At 59.5% G+C, this 1,128-nt stretch carries 2 protein-coding genes; both read right to left on the bottom strand.

The features are described from left to right. A partial coding sequence (locus ACX80P_RS16980; RefSeq protein WP_459279268.1) for a hypothetical protein occupies window positions 1-371 on the bottom strand: 371 nt, incomplete at its 3' end. A 121-nt stretch (window positions 372-492) separates the two neighbouring features. Then, window positions 493-912 (bottom strand): hypothetical protein, encoded by a 420-nt coding sequence (locus tag ACX80P_RS16975; RefSeq protein WP_136455827.1) that lies wholly within the window; start codon window positions 910-912, stop codon window positions 493-495. Between the last annotated feature and the right edge of the window lie 216 nt (window positions 913-1,128).

Genomic DNA, 1,128 nt, shown 5'->3' with positions numbered 1-1,128 from the left:
ACGGTAGTTGTTGCAGTCGCGCTGGCACCGACAGTGACACCGACGGAGGCGCTGACCTGGGCAAAGACGACCCCGGCATCGGCGGACGAGGTTGCCGAGAGCGATCCCGAAACGGTGCTGGAGTCAGCGGTGCTGTAGGACAGGATGCCACCACTACTGCCGTAGACACGTGTGGAGGGATTCGGCAAGTACACGTCGGCGTAGCTGGTGTTGTAGAAGTAGCCCGTCTCGCAGACCTGGGTGGACGGCGGGGCGTCCGGGGCCATCGTGGCTTCCTGGGACTGCGGCGCGGCGCTTGCGGGCGCTACGGTCGCGGCGATCAGGGCGGCTGTTGCACCCAAAGTGGTCAGAGCGGTTGATGCCAGTTTCATTGGTTCTCCCCCGTTGTTCTGATGTTCTCTGATGTGTTCTTGCTTCGGTCCGTATCTCATTCTCGTACCCTGCATTTTTAATGCAGAATTCTGCTCAAGCGGATTGTTCGCCCGAGTGAATTTAGGTGCCCTCTACCCCGTAGGCGGTCACGTAGTAATTGACTTCCGGGGGCACGTCGACGTCGATGAATTCCGGGACGGTGTCCGGGTCCGCCGGGTCGTACGGGCTGGTGGTGTAGTTGTTGATCATTGGCCCCCCGCAGGAGCCCCCGCCGGTGGCAGCAAGCGCCGGATCGGTGTCGTTACCGATCGTGATGTCGTAGCTTGACTCGCTGTCGCAGATCAGCACGATCATCACCGCTTCGTGTACCTGAGCATCCGGAACGTTGAAGTTCCCCGGCCCGGAACTCTGTTCGTTGAGCAATACCTCGCCCGTCCTGGCACGCTCATCTGCTACACCAGGGTTGTCCTGCCAGTAATCCACCACACTCGTCAGCGGAGAAAAAACAGAATCCCGATCCGCAGTAGGCTCCTGCGTCACCAATGCATCAGATGGAGCATCGGACGGAGTCTGAGATGCCGTTCCGGAGACCGCTGTGGGTGCCGGCTCACTCGAGGGCTCGTCGGTCTGGGTGCTGCAGCCTGCCAGGCCCAATGCCACCGCCGACAAACTCGCGAATAAGAGATATCTTTTTTCCATCCATCAACCCTTGTACAGACGAATCCATGCGTCAACCCACGTCGATAATTTTTGATA

Source organism: Arthrobacter arabinosi (assembly GCF_054511115.1).
This window is presented reverse-complemented; position numbering and strand designations above follow the sequence as displayed.